The sequence below is a fragment of the Brachybacterium tyrofermentans genome (assembly GCF_014897585.1).
Taxonomy (GTDB): domain Bacteria; phylum Actinomycetota; class Actinomycetes; order Actinomycetales; family Dermabacteraceae; genus Brachybacterium; species Brachybacterium tyrofermentans.
Map to the genome: position 1 here is coordinate 39,704 of NZ_JABUXW010000015.1, position 24,814 is coordinate 64,517.

General features: G+C 70.0%; 20 protein-coding genes. 15 read left to right on the plus strand and 5 right to left on the minus strand.

Annotated features, from left to right (window positions below):
- The first annotated feature begins 331 nt into the window (after positions 1-331).
- The 4 genes from INT49_RS12290 to INT49_RS12305 all read left to right on the plus strand — a co-directional run bounded on the left by INT49_RS12290 (position 332) and on the right by INT49_RS12305 (position 6,006).
- Positions 332-2,575: an alpha-galactosidase gene (locus INT49_RS12290; RefSeq protein WP_193118039.1), complete on the plus strand. Its 2,244-nt coding sequence runs from the start codon at positions 332-334 to the stop codon at positions 2,573-2,575.
- 62 nt (positions 2,576-2,637) lie between these two features.
- Entirely contained in the window at positions 2,638-3,549 is a 912-nt protein-coding gene (locus INT49_RS12295) for a carbohydrate ABC transporter permease (protein ID WP_193118040.1), read from the plus strand.
- Positions 3,550-3,563: 14 nt separating this feature from the next.
- Positions 3,564-4,535: a carbohydrate ABC transporter permease gene (locus INT49_RS12300; RefSeq protein WP_193118041.1), complete on the plus strand. Its 972-nt coding sequence runs from the start codon at positions 3,564-3,566 to the stop codon at positions 4,533-4,535.
- 10 nt (positions 4,536-4,545) lie between these two features.
- Positions 4,546-6,006: an ABC transporter substrate-binding protein gene (locus INT49_RS12305; protein WP_193118042.1), complete on the plus strand. Its 1,461-nt coding sequence runs from the start codon at positions 4,546-4,548 to the stop codon at positions 6,004-6,006.
- Positions 6,007-6,181: 175 nt separating this feature from the next.
- On the opposite strand, the gene INT49_RS12310 is transcribed toward INT49_RS12305, so the two are convergent.
- Positions 6,182-7,345 (minus strand): ROK family transcriptional regulator, encoded by a 1,164-nt coding sequence (locus INT49_RS12310; protein ID WP_193118043.1) that lies wholly within the window; start codon positions 7,343-7,345, stop codon positions 6,182-6,184.
- A 167-nt stretch (positions 7,346-7,512) separates the two neighbouring features.
- Here INT49_RS12310 and INT49_RS12315 point away from each other — a divergent pair, with 167 nt between their 5' ends.
- The gene (locus tag INT49_RS12315) at positions 7,513-8,205 is read left to right on the plus strand and encodes a hypothetical protein (protein ID WP_193118044.1); all 693 of its coding nucleotides are present in this window, start codon (positions 7,513-7,515) and stop codon (positions 8,203-8,205) included.
- Positions 8,206-8,298: 93 nt separating this feature from the next.
- Here the strand turns inward: INT49_RS12315 and INT49_RS12320 are convergent, their stop codons facing one another.
- Both INT49_RS12320 and INT49_RS12325 read right to left on the minus strand, forming a co-directional pair.
- Positions 8,299-8,904, minus strand: a complete 606-nt coding sequence (locus INT49_RS12320) for a DUF4126 domain-containing protein (RefSeq protein ID WP_193118045.1) — start codon at positions 8,902-8,904, stop codon at positions 8,299-8,301.
- A 31-nt stretch (positions 8,905-8,935) separates the two neighbouring features.
- Positions 8,936-9,595 (minus strand): PH domain-containing protein, encoded by a 660-nt coding sequence (locus tag INT49_RS12325; protein WP_193118046.1) that lies wholly within the window; start codon positions 9,593-9,595, stop codon positions 8,936-8,938.
- Positions 9,596-9,737: 142 nt separating this feature from the next.
- On the opposite strand from INT49_RS12325, the gene INT49_RS12330 reads away from it, so the two are divergent.
- From INT49_RS12330 to INT49_RS12355, 6 genes are all read left to right on the plus strand, one after another.
- Entirely contained in the window at positions 9,738-10,364 is a 627-nt protein-coding gene (locus INT49_RS12330; RefSeq protein ID WP_193118047.1) for a hypothetical protein, read from the plus strand.
- Between the two features lie 276 nt (positions 10,365-10,640).
- On the plus strand, positions 10,641-11,264 hold the full coding sequence (locus INT49_RS12335) for a DUF47 domain-containing protein (RefSeq protein WP_193118048.1): 624 nt from the start codon (positions 10,641-10,643) through the stop codon (positions 11,262-11,264).
- Entirely contained in the window at positions 11,265-12,275 is a 1,011-nt protein-coding gene (locus INT49_RS12340) for an inorganic phosphate transporter (RefSeq protein WP_193118049.1), read from the plus strand.
- A gap of 126 nt (positions 12,276-12,401) precedes the next feature.
- Complete coding sequence (locus INT49_RS12345; RefSeq protein ID WP_193118050.1) at positions 12,402-13,199, plus strand: hypothetical protein; 798 nt, start codon at positions 12,402-12,404, stop codon at positions 13,197-13,199.
- Between the two features lie 193 nt (positions 13,200-13,392).
- Positions 13,393-15,030 carry a phosphoglucomutase (alpha-D-glucose-1,6-bisphosphate-dependent) gene (pgm, locus tag INT49_RS12350; protein WP_193118107.1) on the plus strand — a complete coding sequence of 546 codons (1,638 nt, stop codon included), beginning with the start codon at positions 13,393-13,395 and terminating at the stop codon, positions 15,028-15,030.
- Positions 15,031-15,982: 952 nt separating this feature from the next.
- A complete protein-coding gene (locus INT49_RS12355; protein ID WP_193118051.1) occupies positions 15,983-17,503 on the plus strand; it encodes a midas domain-containing protein in 1,521 nt (506 codons plus the stop codon).
- Positions 17,504-17,599: 96 nt separating this feature from the next.
- Here INT49_RS12355 and INT49_RS12360 read toward each other — a convergent pair whose 3' ends face one another.
- Positions 17,600-18,118, minus strand: a complete 519-nt coding sequence (locus INT49_RS12360) for an arsenate reductase/protein-tyrosine-phosphatase family protein (RefSeq protein ID WP_193118052.1) — start codon at positions 18,116-18,118, stop codon at positions 17,600-17,602.
- 171 nt (positions 18,119-18,289) lie between these two features.
- Here INT49_RS12360 and INT49_RS12365 point away from each other — a divergent pair, with 171 nt between their 5' ends.
- The 4 genes from INT49_RS12365 (at position 18,290) to INT49_RS12380 (ending at position 21,699) form a co-directional block, all read left to right on the plus strand.
- Complete coding sequence (locus tag INT49_RS12365; protein ID WP_193118053.1) at positions 18,290-18,775, plus strand: GNAT family N-acetyltransferase; 486 nt, start codon at positions 18,290-18,292, stop codon at positions 18,773-18,775.
- A gap of 135 nt (positions 18,776-18,910) precedes the next feature.
- Positions 18,911-19,897, plus strand: a complete 987-nt coding sequence (locus INT49_RS12370) for an App1 family protein (RefSeq protein WP_319021606.1) — start codon at positions 18,911-18,913, stop codon at positions 19,895-19,897.
- Positions 19,894-20,634, plus strand: a complete 741-nt coding sequence (locus INT49_RS12375; protein ID WP_226850427.1) for a GNAT family N-acetyltransferase — start codon at positions 19,894-19,896, stop codon at positions 20,632-20,634. Before INT49_RS12370 ends, INT49_RS12375 begins: the two co-directional genes overlap by 4 nt.
- A gap of 48 nt (positions 20,635-20,682) precedes the next feature.
- Positions 20,683-21,699, plus strand: coding sequence for an aldo/keto reductase (locus INT49_RS12380; protein WP_193118054.1), 1,017 nt, complete (start codon positions 20,683-20,685; stop codon positions 21,697-21,699).
- Positions 21,700-21,777: 78 nt separating this feature from the next.
- Here INT49_RS12380 and ppc read toward each other — a convergent pair whose 3' ends face one another.
- Positions 21,778-24,606, minus strand: coding sequence for a phosphoenolpyruvate carboxylase (gene ppc / locus INT49_RS12385; protein WP_193118055.1), 2,829 nt, complete (start codon positions 24,604-24,606; stop codon positions 21,778-21,780).
- Between the last annotated feature and the right edge of the window lie 208 nt (positions 24,607-24,814).

Consider the following 24,814-nt stretch of genomic DNA (forward strand, 5'->3'; position numbering starts at 1 on the left):
GGTCGGGTGGGCACAGGATATCGCCGCACGACCGACCGCCGATCCCGTGACCGCACCGCAACACCGAGATGCCCTTGACGTCAGCCCAAGGGTTTAGTTTCATGGTTTCAGTTAAGGCGGCACGCAGGCCGACGGAATGCTCGAGAACGGACTCATGAGCAACCGCCACCCGGTCGATCCGCCCCGATCGGCGGCACCATCCGTCGTCCGCCGCCCCGTCTGCTCCCCGCTCGTCCCGTCCGATCCCGCCTGTCCCGGTCCATCCCCGCCGGTCCCGCCTCCCACCCAGTCCCGTCCCGTCCCCCATCAAGTCCCGTCCCGGAGGTCATCGATGTCCCCACGCAGGACCCCTGTCAGCACAGCTGTCACCGCACCCAGCCCGGGCTCCACGCAGCGGATCCACCTGACGGCGTCCGGGGTGTCCGTGGTGCTGGACGTGACCGACGGCCGCTCACCCGCCATCGCCCACTGGGGCGCCGCCCTGGGGCCGCTCGGTCCGGAGGGTCTGGAGGCTGTGTGCGCGACGGCCGTCGAGCCGGTCCCCCACAACGCCGTCGACGTGCCGCTGCGCATCGCGATCATCCCTCAGCAGTGCGACGGCTGGATCGGCCGGCCGGGACTGACCGGTTCACGGCCCGACGGCTCCGGATGGGCGCCGCGCCTGGTCACGCACGCGATCTCCCTCGACGGCGACCTGCTGACCACCCCGCATGCCGAGGCCGGTGCAGCGCTCGTGCGCGCCGATCTGGCCGACGAGGAGCTCGGGCTCGAGATCGCCCTCGAGATCGAGCTGCTCCCGTCGGGCCTCCTGCGCCAGCGCGCCACCTGCACGAACACCGCAGACGTTCCGTACGCGCTGGAGGAGCTCACCGTCTCCGTCCCCGTGCCCGGCGACGCCGATGAGCTGCTGGACTTCGCCGGCCGCTGGTCCAAGGAGCGCACCCCGCAGCGCAGCGCCTTCACCGTCGGCACCCACCTGCGCGAGAACCGTCGGGGCCGCACCGGGGCCGACGCCGCCCATGTGCTGCACGCCGGGCGGCCCGGATTCGGCTTCCGCCACGGCGAGGTCTGGGGCGTGCACACCGCGTTCTCGGGCAACCACCGCCATCTCGCGGAGCAGGTCAACACCGGCAGCCGGATCCTCGGCGGCGGCGAGCTCCTGCTGCCGGGTGAGGCGGTGCTGGATCCCGGCGGGTCCTACGCGGGTCCGTGGCTCTACGCCTCCTACGGGGAGGGCCTCGACGCGGTCGCCTCCCGCTTCCACCGGCACCTGCGCTCGCGACCGCACCATGTGGACACCGACCGCCCCGTCACCCTGAACGTGTGGGAGGCCGTCTACTTCGACCACGACCTCGCCCGCCTCACCGACCTCGCCGACCGCGCCGCCGATCTCGGCGTGGAGCGGTTCGTGCTGGACGACGGCTGGTTCGGATCCCGTCGCGATGACACCTCCGGGCTCGGCGACTGGACCGTCTCGGCCGAGGCCTGGCCGGGCGGACTGGGCCCGCTGGTCGACCACGTCACCGGCCGCGGCATGGAGTTCGGCCTCTGGTTCGAGCCCGAGATGGTCAACGAGGACTCCGACGTGGCCCGGGCGCACCCGGAGTGGGTCATGGCCCCCTCCCCCGACCGGATCCCGCTGGAGTCCCGCCACCAGCAGGTGCTGAACCTGTCGATCCCCGAGGCCTTCGCCCACGTGCGCGAGCAGATGGGCGCGGTGCTGGACGCGTACGACATCGGCTACATCAAGTGGGACCACAACCGCGATCTGCTCGAAGCCGCCACCCGCGGCACCGGCCGCGCCGCCGTCCACGCCCAGACCCTGGCCACCTACCGGCTGATGGACGAGCTGAAGGCCGCCCACCCCGGGCTCGAGATCGAGTCCTGCTCCTCCGGTGGCGCCCGCGTGGACCTCGAGGTGCTCGAGCGCACCGACAGGGTGTGGGTCTCGGACTGCATCGACCCCCTGGACCGCCACCAGATGAACCGCTGGACCTCGCAGCTCGTCCCGCTCGAGCTCATGGGCAGCCACATCGCCTCGGGCCGCTCGCACACCACGGGTCGCCTGCACACCCTCGACTTCCGCGCCGCGAGCGCCCTGTTCGGCCACCTCGGCATCGAATGGGACCTCACGCAGGCGAGCACGGAGGAGACGGCCGCGCTGCGCTCCTGGATCACGCTCTACAAGGACCGGCGCGACCTGCTGTTCACCGGTGACCTGGTGCGCGCCGATCGCGGCGACAGCCCGCTGTGGCTGCACGGCGTGGTCTCCCCGCAGCGCGACCGCGCCCTGTTCACCCTGGCCGCCGTCGGCCGCTCCGACCGTTCGCAGCACGACCGGCTCCGCCTCCCCGGGCTCGACCCCGAGGCCATCTACCGCGTCCTGCCGCTGGCGACCGACGCCCGCACCAGCAGCCTCATCCCGCCGCGCTGGATGCAGCTGGCCCGGGAGTCCGCCGAGGACGGCGGCCTCCTCCTCCCCGGCGCGGCCCTCATGGTCTCCGGCCTCGCCACCCCGCTCCTCGATCCCGAGCAGGCGCTCCTGATCGACATCACCCGCGCAGAGGCCTCCTGACCTCCACGCGCTGTACGCACGGAGCCGGGACGTCCGGCTCCGTCCGACGAAAGAAGGTAGCCATGTCCACCGCGACGACGTCGACGCGGTCGGCCCCGAGACGCCGACGGAAGGACGACACGAAGCTGGCGCTGCTGTTCATCGCGCCAGCGACCGTCGGCCTCCTGGTGTTCCTCGTGTGGCCGCTGCTGACCGGCCTGTACTACTCCTTCACGGAGTACACGACCCTCACCCCGCCCCAGTGGATCGGGCTCGAGAACTATCAGCGGCTGATCGCCGACCCGATCTTCTGGAAGTCCCTCAAGGTCACGGTGCTGTACGTGCTGATCAACATCGGCGTGCAGACGGTCGTGGCCCTGCTGATCGCGGTGCTCATGCAGCGCCTGACCCAGTCCACGATCCTGCGCTCCCTCGTGCTGACCCCGTACCTGGTCTCCAACGTGGTCGCGGCGATCACGTTCCTGTGGATCCTCGACACCCAGCTGGGCATCTTCAACATCTTCCTGACCTGGATCGGCTTCGACCCGGTCTCCTTCTGGTCCAGCGAGACCTGGGTGATCCCGACCGTCGCGCTGGTCAACGTGTGGCGCCACATGGGCTATACGGCGCTGCTGCTGTTCGCGGGCCTGCAGTCCATCCCCACCCATCTCTACGAGGCGGCGCGCACCGAGGGGGCCGGCGAGATCACCCAGTTCCGTCGCATCACCCTGCCGCTGCTGCGCCCGATCCTGGCGCTGGTGCTGATCATGACGATCATCGGCTCGTTCCAGGTGTTCGACACGATCTCCGTGACCACCCAGGGCGGTCCGGCCGACGCCTCGAAGGTGCTGCAGATGTACATCTATGAGAACGCCTTCGCCCAGTACGAGTTCGGCTACGCCTCGGCCCTGTCCGTCGCGCTCCTGGTGATCCTCATGGTCATCACGTTCACGCAGTACTGGCTGACCAAGGCCGGACAGTCGGACCTGGACTGACGGGAGAGGACACCATGACCACCACATCGCACCCCGTCACGGGCAGCCCCGGCACCGCCGGCCCCACGAACTCCAGCGACCCCACCGGTCGCACCATCCAGCGGCCGAAGAAGCCGATCCCCTGGGGGAAGATCGCGGCCTGGGCCGTGATGGTGATCTTCCTGCTGATCACCCTGTTCCCCTTCTACTGGATGCTCCGCACGGCGCTGTCCAGCAACAACGCCCTGGCCACCGATCCCGGCAGCCTGCTGCCGGTCGGGATGAACGCCGGCGGCTTCGAGCGCGTCTTCGGCCTGCAGGACGTCGAGACCGCGATCTCCCAGGGCGGCAGCGGCGCCTCGATCAACTTCTGGCGCTACCTGCTGAACTCCGTCATCGTCGCGACCGCCGTGACCGTCGTGCAGACCTTCTCCTGCGCGATGGCGGCCTACGCGTTCTCGCGACTGCGCTGGCGCGGCCGCGAGACGGTGTTCATGATCTTCCTGGGCTCGCTGATGATCCCGCAGATCTTCACCCTGCTGCCCAACTTCATCCTGATCAAGAACCTCGGCCTGGTCGACACGCTGCTCGGCATCATGCTGCCCACGCTGTTCATCTCGAGCTTCGCGATCTTCTTCCTGCGCCAGTTCTTCAACAACATCTCCCGCGAGGTCGAGGAGGCCGCCCTGATCGACGGGGCGAGCAAGGCGCGCGTGTTCTTCATGCTCATCCTGCCGATGTCCAGCGCCCCGCTGGCCACCCTCGCCCTGCTGACCTACATGTCCGCGTGGAACGAGTACTTCTGGTCGCTGATGGTGTCCTACACCGATCAGTCCCGCGTGCTCACCGTCGCGCTCGGCGTCTTCCGGGCCCAGGCGCCCGGCACCGGCCCCGACTGGTCGGGCCTGATGGCCGCGACGCTGGTCGCCGCCGCCCCCATGCTGATCCTCTTCGCGCTCTTCGCGAAGAAGATCGTCAACTCCATCGGTTTCAGCGGGATCAAGTGAGGTGCCCCAGATGAACTCCCCGATCCACCGAGCACGCGCTGCTCGCACCACTCCGTCCCCTGCCACTTCGCCGACGGCTCCGACATCGTCACCAGCACCGCACCGGGCCGACGGGCCATCCCTGTCCCGTCGGCGCCTGCTGCAGGGCTCAGCCGTCCTCGCCGCCGGCACCACGGCGGCCGGGGCGCTGTCCGCCTGCGGAGGAACCTCCGCCCCGGCGGGAGCCACCCAGATCGACTACTGGCTGTGGGATGCGAACCAGCTCCCCGCCTACTCCGCCGCGATCGATCTCTTCATGGAGAAGAATCCCGACGTCTTCGTGCGCGTCACCCAGCTGGGCTGGCACGACTACTGGACGAAGCTAACGGCGAGCTTCGTGGCGGAGGCCGGTCCCGACGCCTTCGCCGATCACCTCGCCCGCTACCCGGAGTTCCTCAAGCTCGGGGTGATCGCTCCGCTGGATGGCCTGGGACCGCTCGACGACATCCCGGCCACGCAGTTCCAGGACGGTCTGCAGGAGCTGTGGACCGGCCAGGACGGCAAGCGGTACGGGATGCCCAAGGACTACGACACGATCGCGGTCATGTACGACAGGACGATGCTCGAAAAGGAGGGGCTCACCCCGGAGGACCTCGAGGATCTGGACTGGAATCCCGAGGACGGCGGCAGCTTCGAGAAGATGCTGGCCCGGCTCACCCTGGACGCGAACGGCGTGCGCGGCGACGAGGACGGCTTCGACCCGAAGAACGTGGCCCGCTACGGCATGGCCGCCCCCGGGATCGACTACACGGGCCAGACCAGCTGGTCCCCCTTCGCCTACTCGACCGGGTGGACGTTCACGGATGCGGACACCTGGGGAACGCATTTCAACTACGACGACGAGCGCTTCGCGGCCACCATGGACTGGTACTTCGGTCTCGTCGACAAGGGGCTCTTCCCGCCCTTCGGCGTGTTCGGCGACTCCAGCCCCACGCAGACCCAGGTGCAGACCGGCAAGGCGGCGCTGTCACTGGCCGGCTCGTGGATGATCACGACCTTCAACAACATGGAGGGCATGGAGCTGGGCATCGCCCCGCTCCCCTCGGGCCCCGTCGGCACGCCGATGTCGATGTTCAACGGGCTCGGGGACTCGATCTCCTCCCAGTCCGACAACAAGGAGGAGGCCGCCCGCCTGATCGCCTTCCTGGCCTCCGACGACGCCCAGCAGGTCATCGGCGAGCGCGCCCCGTTCTTCCCGTCGACCGATGTCGGCACCGAGGCGGCGATCGAGGCCTTCGCCGAGGAGGGACTGGACGTCACCCCGTTCACGGACCGGGTGGCCAATGGTGAGACCGGCCTGTACCCGCTGGTGGAGAACTCCGCCGCGATCATGCAGACCATGCAGGCGGCCTTCGACCAGTGCTGGATGCGGCAGCTCGACGGGGCGGACTTCGCCTCCTACAACGACCGGGTCAACGCCCTGTTCGAGTGATCGGGTGATCTGGTGATCTGGTGATCTGGTGATCTGGTGATGCATTGACCGCGTGACGGAACGGCCGACGCCGGCGAGGGCGTCGGCCGTTCCGTCGTCCGAGGTCCGGGTGCCAGCAGCTCGCGCGCCGGCGGGTCCCCGGCGGTCGCGCCGGAGCCGGCGGGTCGGACGGCGCTCAGGGGACGCCGACGAACTCCTGGATGCCGATCACGGCCGCGCCCCGGGCCCACTCGTCGAAGTCCCCGCTGAGGGTGCGCACCACGAGGCCCTGCTGCCCGCGGGCGAGGGCCCGCTCCAGGGCCTCCTCGAAGATCGGGAACACCGCCCTGACCAGGTCCACGTTCTCGCCGCCGAGCACGATCGCCTGGGGATCGATCACGGCGACCAGGCTGCCCGCGGCGAGCGCGACGGCGCGGGCCAGGTCCTCGGCGATCTCCCGCGCGGCCCGATCCCCGGCGAGGACCAGGGCGCGCAGCTCGTCGATCCCCTCGTCGGCGGCGAGCACGCCTCGTGCCCGGGCCGCGCGCACGACGGCCTCGGTGCTGGCCACGTCGCGGATCGCGAGCGGCTCACCGTGGGCGTCATGGCTCACAGCGAGCCGGCCGGTGAGGCCCGCCATGTGATTCCGACCCTCGACGACCCGCCCGTCGATCACGGTGCCGAAGCCCACGCCGGCACCGATCGTGAGCACGACGAAGGAGCTGTAGGCACGCCCGATGCCGAACCAGTGCAGGCCGTTGATCATCGCGACCAGGTCGTTCTCGACCACGACGGGCAGCTGCACCCGGGCTTCGAGCACGGCGGCGAGCTCGACCGGGCTCTGCCATCCCAGGAGGTGCGCGGAGACGACGGTGCGTCGTCCGGCCACCAGGCCGCCCAGGCTCACCCCGATCCCGGCGACGTGCGGATGCGCCTCGAGGAGGGCCTCGACCGGGGTGAGGATCGCCTCGACGAGCTCGTCCGGGGAGCTGTCCTCGAGCGGGATCACGAGCTCCTCGAGCACGTTGCCGCGCACGGTGGTGACCACGGCGTGGACCTCCTGCGCCGTGACCTTGACCCCGATGAAGCGCGGGCCGCGGTTCTCCACGATGTCCAGGGGCTCATGAGGGCGGCCCTTGGGGCGCACCACGGCGGTGAGCGGGTGCAGGCGATCGCGGTCCAGCAGGTCGCGGGTGACCCGGGTGACGGTGGGCGCCGACAGACCCAGCCGCTTGGTGAGCTCGCTGCGGGAACGGGGACCGAAGCGCAGCAGGTCGCGGTAGACGGCGCGCATGCTCTCGCTGCCGAGGTCGGCGACGACGTCCGACCCTGCGCTGTGCTCCGCGTGACTGCCCTGCATGGCGCGAGCTTATCCGGCGTGGACCGCTTCCCGCGTGCGGTCCTGCCGTCCCCCGGGGATCGGGACCCTGTGGATCATGTCCTCGCCATCTGACATGCTTCCTCCCAGACCACCGGACCCTCTCCCGAGGCGCCGGGACGACTCCACAACCTGCAGCAGGGGACCCCATGAGCGAGATGCCGACGGACACCGCGACGGACGATCAGCCCACGATCTACACGGCCTACGAGATCGACTTCATGCTGGCCCTGCGTCCCACGCAGAGCGGGGCGATCACCCGCGAGCAGGTGGGGCTGCGCCGCGCTCCCGAGGACGCCCAGGAGTTCGTCACCGCGGCGGTCACCTCCGGGCTGCGGGCTCGCGGGAAGGTGGAGCGCTCGGACGACGGCCAGTGGCTGCTCGGTGAGGAGGGCCAGATCGTGGCCAGTGCGCTGACCTCCGCCGATCGCTGGCTGGGGCTCGCCCTGGCCGAGGGCGAGGCCATGCGGATGGCCTTCGTCATCAAGGCGGATGACGCCGTCCTCATGCTCACCCAGGACGAGCTGGACTCCTTCGTGGTCTCCGCCCTGCCCGATCCGGAGCATGTGCCGACCTCCGTGGCGGACATCGTCACCGCCTTCCTCGACGATGGGCGCGAGCGCACCGTCTCGCTGCGCCGCAAGGACATCGCGACGCCCGAGGACGAGACCCCGATGATGCTCCACGCCGAGGCCGACGGCACCTGGCGGTCCGGGCATCTCCCGCTCGACGACGAGGGGATCCTCACCGTCTCGGACATCTCCCGGGACGCAGTCGCCGACGCCGTGCGCCAGCTGTGGGCCGACGGCGCCAGCTCAGCACCGGCCGCTCCGACCGCCTGAGCCCGGCTGAGCCCGGCTGAGCCCGGCTGAGCCCGGCTGATAGCCAGCCTGAGCCCGACGGGGAGCCAGCCTGATTCCCCCTGAACCCGCGGGTCAGGGCGCGGGATCGAGCCCCGTCGTGCGCTCGGCGCGAGCGGTGCGCAGCCTGCCGCGCAGGTTCCGGTAGAGCTTGTGCACCCGGTAGATGAGGTAGATCCCCGCGGCGAGCAGGACGAGTGCCAGCACGGCGGCGACCGCGGGCAGCAGGATCGTCAGGCCTCCGACGACCAGCGCCGCGACGTCCTCACCGGTCGAGACCACGGCGTTGGAGACCGGCTCCGGGGACACGTTGACCGCGGCTCGCGCGGTGGACTTCGCCGCATGCGCACCGAAGGCGGCCGCCGCACCGATCACGGCCATGACGATCGCTGTCGTCGTGTCCGTCTCGCCGCCCAGCAGGAACCCGATCGCGCCACCGGCGATCGGGCGGATCACCGTATGCAGCTGATCCCAGAAGGAGTCGAAGAAGGCGATCTTGTCGGCCGCGAAGTCGACCAGCAGCAGGATCGCGGTGATGACCAGCAGGTCGGTGCGCTGCAGGACGTCAGGGACCTGCTCGAGGTCGAAGAGGCGCCCGGCGAGCCCGAGCAGGAAGGCCATGAAGTAGGGCCTGATCCCGCTCACCCATCCGGATCCCAGCGTCATCAGCAGTGCTTCCATCGCCGTCTCCCCGCCCCTTCGTGTCAGCCCCTCAGAGCCTGCCCCGTGCTGCCCGTTCCCGCCGGCGCAGCTCCGCACGCAGTGCACGGACGACCTGTCCGGAAGGCCGAGTGTAGGACCAGATGTGGCGGTCCAGGGCGGGAACGACGATGCGGGCGCCGTCGCGCAGCCGCAGGCCGACGGTCAGCCAGTGCACCGGATGGATCACCCGTGACTCGACCGCGACGATCCTGCTCCACGGCACGTCCCGGGTCCGCAGCGCCCCGACCACCCGCAGACCCTCCTCGGAGATCTGCAGGCGCGACCTCGCGGTCGCGAGGGCGACCAGTCCGAACCGGATCCCCAGCAGGCCGCTGAGCGTCGCCGCTCCGAGGAGCGCGAGCAGCACCAGCAGCAGGCCGATGCCCGGAGCGTGGCCGTCCTCCGTCGTCGTCCACAGGAGCACGGCCGCCACCCCCATCACCAGCGCGCTGCCGAGGGCGAGCGCGGAGACCACGGACCGCAGCAGCGTGTCCCGCATCGCGTCTGCCGGGCGCACCGTCCTGGCGATGCGGCGGCTGGTCCTCCCCCGTGCTGTCGGCTCCTGCTGGAGGGTGCCGACCATCCGTTCCACCGTCGCCGCGCTGCGCGAGTAGTCGGGCAGGAGAGTACGGACCCCCGGCTCGGGGTCGAGGTGCCGCGGAATAGTCATTCTCGCAGGCTATTCCGGCCTCTGCGCAGGGTCGATGGGCTGAACTCCCCACCTCATGCACCGGACGGAACGGGCCTCGGAGCCGTGCGGTGCGCCACCGGTCCGGTGCCAGCGTCCGGTCGCTCGCCGTAGAGTTCACAGCATGTCCTCCCCTGGATCCAGCTCTCCCCGATTCCGTCGTCCGGCCTCCCTGTTCCCCTCGACCGCGGAAGCCATCCCCGGCGACCCGGATCCCTCGACCTCGACGGATCTCGCCCATGACTCGGCGCAGGCCCTCCTGGACGGGGTGTTCCACAGCTCGGACCCCGAGGTCGTCGAACGGGTCCTGCGGCTGGCCGCGCAGGATGGTCTCTCGGACCTGGCCGCCCTCTGGTCCGGATCGCCCGCGAGCACCCTGCCCGGTGCCCTGTGGCGGCTCTACGTGCTGCATACCTGGGTCCAGCACAGCGGCGAGGATGTCGTGCACCGCTACCGGGCCGGCTCGCGCACCATCCCGGGGTTGCGCTATCTCTCCGGATTCGCCGAGCCGCCGGACGTTCAGCAGGTCCAGCGCACGATGGACGACATCCTGCGCGGGGCGTTCACCGGCGACCTCGCCCTCGCGCTGACCCGCGCCGGGGCGGTCGCCACGATCGTCGCCCATGGCACCGCCCAGCTGGCCGATGAGGATCCCGGCCCCCAGCGCACCCGGCAGGCGGAGCGGCTGCTGAGCACGGGCGAGGAGCTCGCGATGGCCGGCCGTCACGCCGAGGCCGGCCGACTGGACTGAACCCGGAGCCATGCGTCCGGGCTGTGCATCGCCGCAGACGTGGCACATGCCATTCCAGCCCGGGTGACGGGTGGATGCCCGGCCCGTGAGTGCCCTACGATGAACGGGCGTCGGGCCGCGGTTGCCCCGGGCTCCAACATTTGCCGCTTCGAGCGGCCTTCGCGCCGACAGGCGCACCCCGGTCCGGCGCTCCAGCATCGCGAGCATGCCGACGCCCTACGCCAGCGGCGATCGGCACCGGGTACCGCGCCCCACGGCGCAAGGAGGAGACCTGAGGTGGTGCAGCTCTTCCCGCGTCGCGTCGAACGCTCGATGACGGACCTGTTCAGCGAACTCGCCGAGCTCCTGGTCCAAGCCACCGACACCCATTCCCGGCTGCTCGGCCACGGATACCGCGAGCGCACCCGCATCGCGCCCGTGCTGCACGACCAGGCGTCCCGCGCCGAGGAGCTGTGCCTGAGGATCGCGCAGCGCCTGGCGCAGTCGCTGATCACGCCGTACGAGGCGGAGCTGCTCTACGACCTCGCCCTCACCCTGGCCGACACCGTCGCGGCCATGGAGAACACGGCTGAGCTGCTGGTCGTCTCCCGGGTCGGCGCCCTGCCCACACCCCTGCTCGAAGCGGCCAAGGGCATCGAACGGGCGGCCGAGCTCACGGTCGTCGCGACCTGGACGCTGAACCGCGTGCGGGACATGGGCGACTACTACCCGCAGATCCGCAAGCTCAAACGGCAGGGGGACCGGCTGGTCCGCCAGGCCCTGGGCGAGCTCTACCAGCGCGGCGGAGCGTCCACCGACCTGCTCCCCCTGCGCGACATCACCGCGTCCATGGGGCGCACGATCGAGCTGCAGGAGCACACAGGGCGCCTGGCCGATCTGCTGCGCGTCAAGGACGCCTGAGTGACCCCGGCACTTCTCGCCCTGGTGGTCCTCCTCGCGCTCGCGATGGCGTTCGTCAACGGATTCCATGACGCCTCCAACGCGGTCTCCACCGCCATCACCACCCGGTCCCTGCGAGAGTCCACGGCCCTGGGGATGGCGGCGATCCTGAACCTGCTCGGAGCGCTGCTGGGGATGCTCCTGCTGGCCGTGACCGCTCCATGGGCGCTGCACCTTCTGGGGCTGGGCGAGCTCGCCGCCTCGACCGCCGGAACGCCCGACGTGCTGGGCGCCGGCCTGGTGGCGATCCTGCTCGCCACCCTGTGCTGGGAGCTGCTGACCTGGTGGATCGGGATGCCCTCCTCCACCTGGCACGCCTTCTACGGGAGCGTGATCGGGGCGTCCCTGGCCATCGGGGCGGCCGCCGCCTGGGATCGACTGGTGGTGATCGTCATCGGCTCGATCGTCGGTCCGCTGACCGCGGTGCTCGTATCCTATCTGGTGATGCAGGGGATCCTCGCCCTGGCGCGCGACGAGCGCCTTCGCGTCGCGCACCTGCGATTCGCCCAGACGGTCACCGCCGGCGCGGTCGCCACCGGGCACGGCCTCAGCGATGCCCGTCTCCCCCTCGCCGTGATCGTCGTCGCGGCCTCCGTCTCCGACCTGTCCTTCGGCGCCGCCCTGCCGATGATGGTGGCCGTGGCGGTCGCCGTCGCGGCCGGCACCTTCCTGGGCGGGCATCGCATCATCCGCACCATCGGCCGCCGCCTCACCGATCTCTCCGTCGCCCAGGGCCTGGCCGCGGAGGGCTCCTCGGTGCTGTCGATGTCGGTGGCGATCTTCGGACTGGAGTCCCCCGTCTCCACCTCGCACGGCCTCGCGTCGGGCGTCGTCGGCGCCGGGGTCGCGGTGGGGCCGCGTCAGGTGCGCTGGCGCGTGGCACGCACGATGGTCGCGGTGTGGCTGCTGACGCCGATCGTGACGGCTCTGCTCGCGGCGGCGCTGGCCGGCGTGCTGCTCGAACTGGGCTGACCTCCCCTCACCTCACCTCACCTCACCTCACCGGACTAGACCGGACTGGATTGACGGGGCTGGACCCGGAGGGTTCTCGGAGGGTCGACGGCTATCCTGTGCAGGCCCGATCGCGAAGGAGACCCGATGTCCGACGGCGAGTCCACCACTCCCGCCCCGAGGAGACGTCCCGTCTACGGACGCCCTGCACCGACGTCCCCCGGAGCCGCCTCCGGGTCGCCGGCTCCCGGGAGCCCGACGGTCCCGTACGCCGAGGGGCAGTTCACGCAGGGAGGGTTCGCCCAGGAGCCCTCCGCCGAGGCACCGTTCGCCCACGGGTCGCCCGCTCAGGCGCCGTACCCCGACGGGCCGGCCACCGGGCCTCTGCCGGCCCAGCCGCCCCGGTCATCGGGCGGGTCCGCGCCGTCCAAGCGTCGCGGGCTGCTGCCGCTCATCATCGGGCTCGCTCTGCTGCTGATCATCGGCCCGGCGGCGACCATCGGCGGGCTCGTGTGGTCGTTCAGCTCCCTGGTGGGCGACGCCTCGACCGGGCCCACCGTGCTCGAGGGCGGAACCGGCGAGCTCGAGGTCGGCAAGAACGAGATGCTCATCCTCTATGTCCCCGCTGAGGACGCCGCCGAGGCGCAGTGCACCGCCGAGGGATCGTCCTCCGGTGCAGTCACCGAGTTCCCGACCTCCGGATCGGTCACCTTCGGCAACGGGACGTCGTACGAGCAGGCTCTCGGCGTCGCCGCGATGGAGGACACCACGGTGACGATCGCCTGCACGGGCACGGAGGCCCCTGCCTATCTCGGGCCGTACAGCGTGACGAAGATGGCGGCCCCGATGCTGATCGGCCCGATCATCGGCATCATCGCCGGCCTGATCGGTCTGATCCTCACGATCATCGGCATCGTCCGCCTGGTGCGGAGCCGTCGCGCCTGACGTCGCCCCTGTGTCTGCCGTCGTCCTTGCGCCTGACGTCGCCCCTGCGTACGGACTGCCCTCGGGACCGACGCGCCGGCGAGCATCCTCCGTCGAGAACGCTGCGTCTCAGGGATCGGCCCTTCCGCACATGCGCGCGGCACCCCTGACCTAGAGTGGCGCCATACCCACAGCTCAGGATGGAGTGATGATCATGCACCCCCGTGCAGGCCAGAAGGCCCTTCCGGAGGACCTCGTCGACGTCGACGCTCTCCTTGACGCCTATTACGACCTTCATCCAGACCCGTCGGACCCGGACCAGGCCGTCGCCTTCGGCACCTCAGGCCATCGCGGCTCCTCCTTGGATACCGCCTTCAACGAGGACCACATCGCCGCGACCACCCAGGCGATCGTCGAATACCGCGCCGGCCAGGGCATCCGCGGCCCGCTGTTCATCGGCCGCGACACCCACGCCCTGTCCCGGCCCGCCTTCGACACCGCCCTCGAGGTGCTCGCCGCGAACGACGTCGCCGCGCAGGTCGACTCCCTGGACAGCTTCACGCCGACCCCGGCGGTCTCGCACGCGATCCTCGTGCACAACCGCGGTCGCGCCACGAACGATCCCGGCCGGGCCGACGGCATCGTCGTCACGCCCAGCCACAATCCGCCACGTGACGGCGGTTTCAAGTACAACCCGCCCCATGGCGGACCGGCCGATTCCGACGCCACCACCTGGATCGCGGACCGCGCCAACGAGCTGCTGGCCGCGGGCCTGAACGGCGTGCGCCGCCACGGCCGTCAGAAAGCCCTGCAGGATGCCGGCCGCTACGACTACCTCCACACCTACGTGAAGGATCTGGCCAATGTCGTGGACATCGACGCGATCCGTCGCGCCGGCATCCGGATCGGCGCCGACCCGCTGGGCGGGGCGGCGGTGGACTATTGGGCCGAGATCGGCGAGATGCACGACCTGGACCTCACCGTGGTCAATCCCGACGTGGACCCGCAGTGGTCGTTCATGACCCTGGACCGCGACGGCAAGATCCGCATGGACTGCTCGAGCCCGTGGGCGATGGCCTCCCTCCTCGAGAAGCGCCACGAGTTCGACATCGCCACCGGCAATGATCCGGACTCCGACCGCCACGGCATCGTCACGCCCGATGGCGGGCTGATGAACCCCAACCACTACCTGGCCACGGCGATCCAGTACCTCTTCGCGCACCGTCCGGAGTGGCCTGCCGGGGCGAAGGTCGGCAAGACCGTCGTCTCCTCGAGCCTCATCGACCGGGTCGTGGGCTCCCTGGGCCGCGAGCTGTACGAGGTCCCCGTCGGCTTCAAGTGGTTCGTGCCCGGCCTGATCGACTCCTCCGTCGGCTTCGGCGGTGAGGAGAGCGCCGGGGCGTCGTTCCTGCGTCAGGACGGTTCTGCCTGGACCACGGACAAGGACGGCATCATCATGGCGCTCCTGGCCTCCGAGATGCTCGCGGTCACCGGCCGCTCCCCCAGCGCGCTGCATGCGGAGCTGGTCGAGGAGTTCGGCTCGAGCGCCTATGCCCGCATCGATGCCCCGGCCGACCGCGCCCAGAAGGCGAAGCTCAAGGCCCTGAACCCCTCGCAGGTGACCGCCACCGAGCTGGCCGGAGAGACGATCACCTCGGCGATCACGGAGGCTCCCTCGGGCGGCGCGATCGGCGGCCTGAAAGTCTCCACCGAGTCCGCCTGGTTCGCCGCACGCCCCTCAGGCACCGAGGACGTCTACAAGATCTACGCCGAGTCGTTCCGCGGCGAGGAGCATCTCGCGCAGGTCCAGGAGGCCGCGAAGTCTCTGGTCGACGGCGCCCTGGCCGACTGACCACCTCTGCGCCCCGCGCTCCGGCTGCCACGGCTCCGGAGGGCGGGGCGCAGCACGGAGCCACTGCGCGCAGTGAAGAGTCACCGTGCGACGACAGAGTTCCCGCACGACGTACAGAACCGCCGCGGATCGTGCCGCCCGTCACGCTGCGGGCGAGGTGTCCTGTCGCGCTGGAGCGGCCGAGATCGATCGGGAGCGACGCCGTCGACACTCCGAGCCATCGGTCGTCCCGGCGGCGCTCGCCCCGTGAGGGAGGGTGCCCTCCGCAGTGCCCGGAGGGCTATATGACCCCTGGGTCATCTGCGCATTCACGCTTCCTCCCCATTGCTCGCGCTCAGCTCGGCGCAGCGGCCCCACTGCGACAATCTGGACAACGCGCCAGGTCGATGGTCAAGGAATTGCCAAGCAGCGGTCAACATAGCGTGCGTCACGCCGGGGTGTCTCCGTCCACATCCCCTTGCGTCACCCCTCTTCCGCGCAGGAGCATGGAGCCCGAAGGTAAAGGGTCGGTAGGGTAATATGCTCCGTCGGGCCACCAATGATGACGCCGACCGCACCCGTCGGAAGCACATCCCGGAGAGGGGGATTAGCGCCTATGCGGCTACGAACACGTCTGTATGCCTGCTCCGCTGCCCTCACACTCTCCCTTCCCGCGGCCGCCGCACCCGCCCTCGCGACGCCACCTGAACCTCCCGATCAGGCCGACCAGTCGGCCGTCGAATCTGCCGACGACACTGCCACCGAGCCCGGCGACGGCGCAGGCGCTGAGCCCGCCGACTCCGCAGACACCGACGCTCCTGAAGAGGCCACCGCTTCCCCCGAGACCACCTCCTCCCCTGAGGCCACTGAGCCCTCCGGAGCGAGCGCACCCGCCGATTCCGTCGACGCGCCCGATTCCACGCAATCCGCCGATGACGCAGGATCCGCCTCCGGGCCCACCGCATCCGTTGAGGTGACGGCCACCGACTCGGCTGACGATCACCCCGAGAAGGACCCGGCCCCCGTCACGATCACCATCGGTTCGGGCGCCGACCAGCAGGACGCCGAGGAGACCGAGAAGCCGCAGGAAGACTCGTCGAACACGCAGCAACCCGCGGATGGCGACGCTGCTGCCACCCCCGGTGCCGATCAGGAGAAGGACGATCCCGCGGACGAGGAGTCCCCGACTCCAGCGGACTCCACTGAGTCCGCCGAGGGCACGGAGTCCACCGACGGCAGCGAGCCCACCGAGTCCGCTGAGGACCCTGAGGACACCGAGTTCGCTGAGGGGGCCGAGGAGACTGAGGACCCTGAGTCCACCGACGACAGCGAGCCCAGCCAGGACACAGAGTCTGCTGACGGCACCGAGACCACTGAAGACTCTGAGGGCACCGAGACCGGTGACCAGACAGCGGGCGAGGACGACGAGGCAGAAGCTCCGGAGGACACCTGCCTCGACGACTCCGAGGATGCCGACCCGCAGGACGGCTCCGACGCTGAGTCGGCCTCGGACGACGATGACGCCGATTCCGACGCATCATCGGCGCAGAGTGACGACACCACTACGCCGTCCGCGCCTGTCGAGGGCGAGGAGTGCGCCTCCACGGACGAGTCGCAGAATGACGACTCGGATCCGGCTCTCTTGCCGCCGACCACGACCCCGGCCTCAGCGACAACGCAGCCGTCAGCCGAGAAGCCGACCGACGACGCCACTGGCACGGGCACACCGACACCGACAGAAACTCCGTCCACGGCGCCCGACGATGACGAGACGACTGGCGCCCCGGAGACGCCGACCGAGGACGACACCCCCGAGGAGGAGGAGTCTCCTGCACCGACCACGCCGGAGTCCGAGGCGCCGTCGACGGCACCCGACCAGTCAGAGACACCGGAGAAGACAGAGACGCCGGACAAGACCGAGACCCCGGCGAAGACGGAATCTCCCGAGACGACTGAGACGCCAGACGAGACAGAGTCTCCGGAAACGACCGAGGCACCGGAGAAGACCGATACTCCCGAGCAGTCCGAGGCGCCGCGCCCCATCGCGCCGCAGGTGAAGCCGGAGAGCACCCCTGAGACCGCTCCCGAGGCCGAGCCTGAGCGTGAGACCCGGGACGAAGCGTCGCAAGCACCTGCCACCGACGAGCACTCGGACGCCCAGGTCGATGAGACCGAGCAGGCCAGCAGGGACACCGAGCGGACGTCGCCCGGGACGAGCAGCTCGCCCGAGGAGACCACGTCGGAAGCGCCGGCACCGAGCCCCGACGACCAGAGCCCGGCTCCGCAGCCACGACCGGTCGCGAGCACGCAGGAGGACGGCCCGATCGTCCAGCTCCTCAACGCGTTGTCCTCGCAGGATCCCGACTCCGCGTTCGGCCGCATGCAGCAGGTGCTCGCTGTCGCGCTCGGCATCGGCTTCCTCACCACAGCAGGCTTCGCCGGTGCCACCTGGCACAGCCGGCGTGCCTCTGGCTCGATCTCGCCGAAGAAGTAAGCCCCTCGTCCGGGTCGATACGCCAGACCGAGTCAGCTCGAGGGTCGAGTCAGCGTGTCGGGCCGAGTCGAGGTCCCGAGCCGGGGCGAGATGTCGTCAGCGGGCGCTCAGCGCGTCCTGCACATGGGCGATGATCGCGGGCAGGCTCCGCTGCATCTGCACGACGGTGCGGTTGAAGGCGCCCTGACCCTCGTACCAGGGGTCGTCCACCGCGATCTCGGTCTCCGGGGTCTCCGCGGACGTCTTCGGATCGAACCGGCGCCAGAGGGCGATCTCCGGGGCATCCTTCCCCTCGGGTGCCTGCTCGGCCATGCGACGCAGCAGCTGCGCGTGCTCGATCGTCATCGGCAGCACGAGGTCCCAGGTGAGCAGCTCCGTGAGATGGATGGTCTGGGCAGTGTGCTCGAAGGGCCGCGTGTATCCCGCACGGATGAGCGCGAGCTCGGTGCGTTCATCCATCGGCATCCCCTCGGCCTCCCAGCTCGTGCCGGCCGAACCGACTTCGATCCGGTCAGCGAGCCCCGCCTCCAGGATCGCCTCGCGCAGCATCACCGCTGCTGCGGGGGACCGGCAGACGTTGCCGGTGCAGACGGTGAGGACACGGAAGGGCGACATCCCCCCATTGTGTCAATGAAGCGGAGGCGGTGAGCGCAGAATCGCCACGCCCCGTACAATACTGAGGGAAGCGCGAGCGGTGCCCACCGTGCCGTCCGCGCATATTCGCCAGGGTATGGTCACGAGCACAAGATGGAAGTGACCATGCCACGACGGCTCAGGAGGACAGCCATGGCCGAAATCATCCGCGCTCACGACGACGACTGGTCGCTCGTGCGCGAGATCCGTCTCCGGTCTCTCAGCACCGACCCCTCGGCCTTCGGGCAGAGCTGGGAGAAGGAGTCGACCTACGAGGACTCCATCTGGAAGAAGCGCGTCCGTGAGGCCGCGTGGTTCCTTGCGATCGAATCCGGCCAGCCGGTGGCTGTCGTGGCAGTTCGCCACGAGGGCGACTCCCCCGCCAACGAGCGCGAGCTCCAGGCGATGTGGGTGCTGCCGAGCGCACGTAAGGGCGGCATCGCCGTCAAGCTCGCCGACGCGGTCTTCGACTGGTGCCGCGAGGACGAGGCGGACACCGTCACGCTGTACGTCGGCCCCAAGAACGAGGCAGCGCAGTCGCTCTACCAGGCCCTCGGATTCGAGGACACCGGGAGCCGCTGGGAGATCATCGAGGATGACCCCGACGGCGCCTGGCTGAAGATGGCCCGAGGCCTCTGAGGCCAGGTGCCCTCCTCCCGTCGAGCCGCCTCCGGCCTGACCTCCTCCCGATCCGCATCCCGCGCGACCGGTGGAGGCTCAGGCCGGAGGCGTCCTCATTGGTCAGCCCGCTTCGAGGACGTCAAGAACGCCACGGTGGGCAGCGCGCTGCGACGACTGCACTGGGATCTGCGCCTCCAGCCGTTCCACGGATACGGCTCTCCGACGACGGTCAGGGTGCTGGCGAAAGTCCTCTATGCCTCCCCCGGTGCTCCGGCCGACTTCCATGACCAGCCGGTCCACGACATGCGCACCATGGCCGTGCGGGGCTGGCGCAACTTCGCGAGCCAGGTCGCGCCGTACCGCACCGTCCACATCCGGATCGGTGAGCAGCAGTTCAGCGTGCGCGCGGACCGCACAGGGATCGTCGACGTCCAGCTCGATGTCGACCTCGAACCCGGTCGGCACGAGGCGCTGCTGTGGACGGTCCCCGGCAACGAGGTGTCCGCCGACATCACCGTCTTCGCCCCCGACGCCACCGTGGGGCTGGTCAGCGATATCGATGACACGGTGATGGTGACGTGGCTGCCGCGGCCGCTGCTCGCCTTCTGGAACGCCTTCGTGGTCCACCAGTCCTCCCGCCAGGTCGTGCCGGGCATGCCGATGCTCTACCAGCGTCTCGCGCGGCAGTTTCCCGAGATGCCGGTGCTGTACCTGTCCACGGGCGCCTGGAACGTGTTCCCGGTGCTCAAGCGGTTCCTCTACAAGAACGGGTACCCCGACGGCCCGCTGCTCCTGACCGATTGGGGGCCCACGAACACCGGGTTCTTCCGCTCCGGCCGGGAGCACAAGGAGCGGGCCCTGCGGCACCTGGCCGAGACCTTCCCGGAGCATCGCTGGCTCCTGGTGGGCGATGACGGACAGCACGACCCGTCGACCTACGCCGACTTCGCCGCCGAGCGTCCCGAGCTCGTCGAGGCGATCGTCATCCGTCAGCTGACAGAATCCGAGCAGCTGCTCGCCCACGGCACGCTGCGGCCCCTCGAGCGGCGGAACCATGGCGACCTCACCCCGCTGGTCGTGACCGCGCCCGATGGCCACACCCTGCTCTCCGCCCTCCAGCACGCCGAGGTGATCCGATGATCCTCCCCGCACCTGCCCCCACTACGGCTACCACCGCGTCCACGATCGCGATCCGGCCCGCCCAGGAGGACGAGGTCGACAGCATCGTCGAGCTGGCACAGGCCGCCTATCGCGGCACCGGCGGCTGGACCACGGAGGCACACCTGGTCAGCGGAACCCGGACCGACTCCTCCGAAGTGCGCGCCATGATCGCCGATCCGGCCGTCACGCTGCTGGTCGCCGTGCTCACGCCGTCCGAGACGGCACGCGACGACGCCGAGTCCGAGCGTCCCGCCGACGGCACCGTGGGTCACGACCATGGCGACGACGCCACCGCTAGTCACGACCACAGCAACGACCGCAACTCCAGCGACGACGGCGCTGACAGCACTGACGGCACTGACAGCACTGACAGCACTGACAGCACGATCGTCGGATGCTGCTACACGCGCCGCGAACCGGCCGACGCCGACGGGCTCGCGCGCGCCGAGCTGGGACTGTTCGCCGTGCATCCGTCGGCCCAGTCCCGCGGGCTCGGGCGCCGTCTCCTCACGGCGCAGAGCGACCACCTGCAGCGCGCCGGGGTCGACCTGCTGATGATCCGGGTCCTGCAGTCCCGGCCGGAGCTGCACGCCTGGTACGAGCGGAACGGCTTCGTGCGCACGGGCGTGGCCGTGCCCTTCGCGGGCGACCCCGCAGGGCTCCAAGTCGAGGGTCTGGGCATGGACGTCATGGAGCGTCCGCTCCACGCGCTCTGACCTGCACTCGTCGACGCAGGATGTGACTGAGGCGACTAAACTACCGGCATGAGCACCGACGCCTTCGCCCCGTCCCCCCATCGCTACGAGAACGTCCCCTATCGGCGGGTCGGTGGGTCCGGGCTGCGCCTGCCCCCGGTCTCGCTGGGCTTCTGGCAGAACTTCGGTGAGGGTCGCGACCTGCAGGTCCTCCGCGACATCGTCCGCCGCGCCTTCGACCTCGGCGTCACCCACTTCGACCTGGCCAACAACTACGGCCCGCCTCCCGGCAGTGCCGAGACCCATGTGGGCCGGATCCTCGAGCAGGACTTCCGCCACCATCGCGACGAGCTCGTGATCTCCACCAAGGCCGGCTACGGGATGTGGGACGGCCCGTACGGCGACGGCGGCTCGCGGAAGTATCTGCTCAACTCCCTGGACCAGTCCCTGCGACGGATGAGCCTGGGACACGTCGACATCTTCTACCACCACCGCGAAGATCCCGAGACCCCGCTCGAGGAGACGATGGGGGCGCTCGACCACGCGGTGCGCAGCGGCAGAGCCCTGTACGCCGGGATCTCGAACTACTCCCCCGAGAAGACCCGGGAGGCCGCGGAGATCCTCGCCGACCTCGGCACCCCGCTGCTCATCCACCAGCCCTCCTACTCGATGTTCAACCGGCACATCGAGAACGGGCTGCTGGAGACGGTGGAGGATCTGGAGATCGGCCTGGCCGTCTTCTCCCCGCTGCAGCAGGGCCTGCTGACCAACAAGTACATGTCCGAGGTTCCCCACGGATCGCGGGCCAGCGGGACGGGCGGCTCGCTCACCTCGCGTCAGGTCCACGACACCGCGTATCAGACCCGTATGCGCGCCCTGTCGGAGATCGCCCACCAGCGCGGCCAGAGCCTCGCCCAGCTGGCCCTGTCCTGGGTGCTGCGCCACCAGGCCGTGGCGACCGCGCTGGTCGGCGCCTCCTCGGTGCGTCAGCTCGAGCAGAACGTCGGTGCCACCGAGAACCTCTCCTTTACCCCGGCGGAGCTCGCCGCCCTCGATGAGTTCGCGGTCGACGGCACCGGCCGCTGACCAGCAGCACGTGGCCATAGGGAAGGGCCCCGATGATCCTGAGGATCGTCGGGGCCCTTCCCTATGGCGCGGGACGGCTCAGCCGGTGTTCTTCAGACCGGCGGCCACACCGTTGATGGTGGTCAGCAGCGCACGCTGCAGCTCCGGGGAGAGCTCCTCGCCGCGGTCCGTGGCGGCCCGTGCACGCTGCAGCATCGCGACCTGCATGTACGAGATCGGATCCAGGTAGCGGTCGCGCACGGCGAGCGTGCGCTTGAGCACCGGCTGGTTGTCCAGCAGGCCCAGGACCCCGGTGAGGCGCTCGATCTCGGCGACCGAGAGCTCGTACTCCGCCTTGATGCGGTCGAACAGCGGCCACAGCCGCTCGGGCACCAGCGAGTGCACGTAGTGCGCGGCGATCGCCATGTCCGTCTTCGCCAGCGTCATCTCGACGTTGCTGATCACGGTGCGGAAGAAGTGCCAGTTGCGCAGCATGTCGTGGAGGTCCGGCTCGAGGCCGGCCTCACGCGCCGCCTTCAGACCGGAGCCTGCACCGAACCAGCCCGGCACGATCTGCCGCGACTGGGTCCAGCCGAACACCCACGGGATGGCTCGCAGGCCGTCCAGGCCCTTCTCCGAGGTCGCGCGCTTGGAGGGTCGCGAGCCGATGTTCAGGTCGCCGAGCTGCTCGACCGGGGTCGAGGTCACGAAGTACTCCGGCAGGTCCGGATCGTCCGCCAGCGTGCGATAGCGCGCATAGGAGGCGTCGGAGACCTGCTGCATGACCTCGCCGAAGCGGTCCAGCTGCTCGGGCGTCGAGCGCGGAGAGGTGTGCAGCGCGGAGCCCTCGAGCACCGCGGCCAGCGACAGGTCCAGGTTCTCCCGGGCCAGCGTGGGCAGCGTGTACTTGTCGGAGATGACCTCGCCCTGCTCGGTGAACTTGATCTCGCCCTCGAGCACGCCGTACGGCTGGGCCAGGATCGCATCGTACGTCGGGCCGCCACCACGGCCGACGGACCCGCCGCGGCCATGGAACAGACGCAGCGTCACCCCGTGGCGGGCGGCGACATCGCGCAGCAGACGCTGGGCCTGGTGGATCTCCCACTGGCTCGTGATGACGCCGGAGTCCTTGTTGCCGTCGGAGTAGCCGAGCATGACCTCCTGGAGGTCGCCGCGCAGGCGCACGATCTCCCGGTAGGACGGATCGCTGAGCATCTCGTCGAGGATCTCCCCGGCGTGACGCAGCTCGGCGACCTCCTCGAGCAGCGGCGCGAAGCTGATGTCCGAACGGTTCTGATCGCCACCGGGAAGGGTGACCAGGCCGGCCTCGCGGGCCAGCAGGGCGACCGCGAGGATGTCGTCGGCGCCATGCGTCATCGAGACGATGTAGGTCTCGATCGAGGACTGGCCGTACTGCCGGTGGGCGTCCCGGATCTCGCCGAACACCTTGTAGGTGGTGCGGGTGGCGTCATCGAGGATCGTCTCGTCCTCGGCGAGCGCCGTGCCGACCAGCGGACGACGGCTCGCGAGCTCCGCGGCCAGCACCTTGGTGCGCTCGGCGCGGCTGAGCTCCGCGTAGGGGCGGTCCAGCTCGCCGACGCGGTCGAAGAGACGGGCCAGCACCTCGTGGTGCTTCTCGGAGTGCTCGCGCACGTCGAGGATGGCGAGGTTCAGGCCGGAGCCGGCGAGGACCTGCTGGGCGACCGCGATCGCCCCGTCGGCCGCCCGACGGCCGCCGTGGCGGGCCAGGGCGCCGCGCAGGACGGCGAAGTCGTCCTGCAGCTCCTCGGAGTCGTAGTAGTCCTTGCCGTGCACATGCGGCTCGCCGGTGCGGATCCGCTCGCCGGTGGCCTTGAGCTTGCCGCGCATCGTGCCGAGCTTGAGCCGGTAGGGCTCCTGCTCGAACATCCGCTGCTGCACCTCGTCGACCTCGGACTCGAAGGCGAGGTCCGCCTCGATGCTCGCGCGCAGCTCCTCGTCATCGCCGGTCATCTCGCTGGAGATCGACAGGTCGCCGATGAGCTCGGAGATCACGTCGATCGCGAGCTCGACTGCGGTCTCGGCCTGGAGCTGGAGCACCTCTCGGGTGACCTCCGCGGTGACGTAGGGGTTGCCGTCGCGGTCGCCGCCGATCCAGGAGCCGAAGCGCAGCGGCACCTGACGCTCGCGCAGATCGGCGCCGTGGGCGCGCAGCTCCTCGCGCAGATCGTCGAGGAAGCCCGGCATGGTCTGGCGGTACAGCTGGGTCAGGTAGTAGAGCACGTTGCGCGACTCGTCCTGAGGGGTGGGACGCTGGCGGCGCAGCTCATCCGTCTGCCACAGGGACTCGATGAGCTCGGAGAGCAGGTGATCCTGCCGGCGCCGCTCCGTCGTGCCGTCCTCGGTGTCGTTCTCGAGGATGTCCGAGATCTTGCGGAGCTTGGTCAGCACCGCCCGACGGGAGGCCTCGGTGGGGTGCGCGGTGAAGATCAGTCGCACGTCGAGCGAGTCGACGGCCTCCTGCAGGCCCTCGGGCCCCACGGACTCGTGCACGGCCGCGACGGTGCGCGGGACCCACGACTCCGAGGCGGGGCGCTCCTGCAGGGAGCGGACCCGGTAGACCTGCTCGGCCGCATTGGCCAGCAGGAAGTACTGGGCGAAGGCACGGGTCAGTGCCGTCGCCTGCTCGAGCGGGAGCTCGGCGAGTCGTTCCTGGACGTCACGGGCCTCAGCCTCGGAGTCCGAGGACTTCGCGTCCTTGGTCAGCTTGCGGACTTGCTCGACGAGATCCAGCATCTCCTGACCGTGCTGGTCAGCGAGGGTGCGACCGAGCAGCGTCGAGAGGCGACGGACTGTCGCTCGCAGCGGTGCATCGATATGGGGATCATCGCCGACGACGGGGAACTCGCTCGTCAAGGTCGGGACAGCGATGGCGTCAGATTCTGGCACGGGGCCTCCTGGGGTCGGCGGCGCCACACAGCGGCCGCCGACAGCTGGGGCGACCGCCTCGGCGCGGAACGAACGGGCACAGACTACCGCGACAGGCCTGGAGGCCCGGCCGTGGACCGGCCTGCGGACGGAACGGGACGCGACCGGGTCGCGACATCGGGATCATCTGGTATGCACCACTGCCGCCCGACCTCGCGACCCCGTCGCT